Source organism: Bradyrhizobium sp. 23AC, from assembly GCF_054863025.1.
The window spans coordinates 1-254 of the sequence record NZ_JAVAYN010000238.1 but is presented as its reverse complement, the minus strand read 5'-3'; the positions used below and the strand labels follow the sequence as shown (position 1 = coordinate 254).

Genomic DNA, 254 nt, shown 5'->3' with positions numbered 1-254 from the left:
CCGACCCCGTTCGGCTCCGCGCCGTTCCTCGGCAGCCAGCTGATCTCGACCCACCAGGCCGGCATGATCGGCGTCACTATACTGCTGCTGCTCGGCCTCTATTTCTTCTTCCAGTACACGCGGATCGGTCTTGCCATGCGCGCTGCCGCCTCGGTGCCTGAATCGGCCCGTCTCGTCGGCATCAACACCTCCTGGATGATCGCGCTCGGCTGGGGCATGGCGACCGCGATCGGCTCGATCGCCGGCATGCTGAT

1 protein-coding gene is annotated in these 254 nt (G+C 65.7%); it reads left to right on the top strand.

All coding sequences use genetic code 11. From position 1 onward, the window contains the following. On the top strand, window positions 1-254 hold a 254-nt coding region (locus RAD10_RS42270; protein ID WP_461622065.1), incomplete at both ends, for an ABC transporter permease subunit.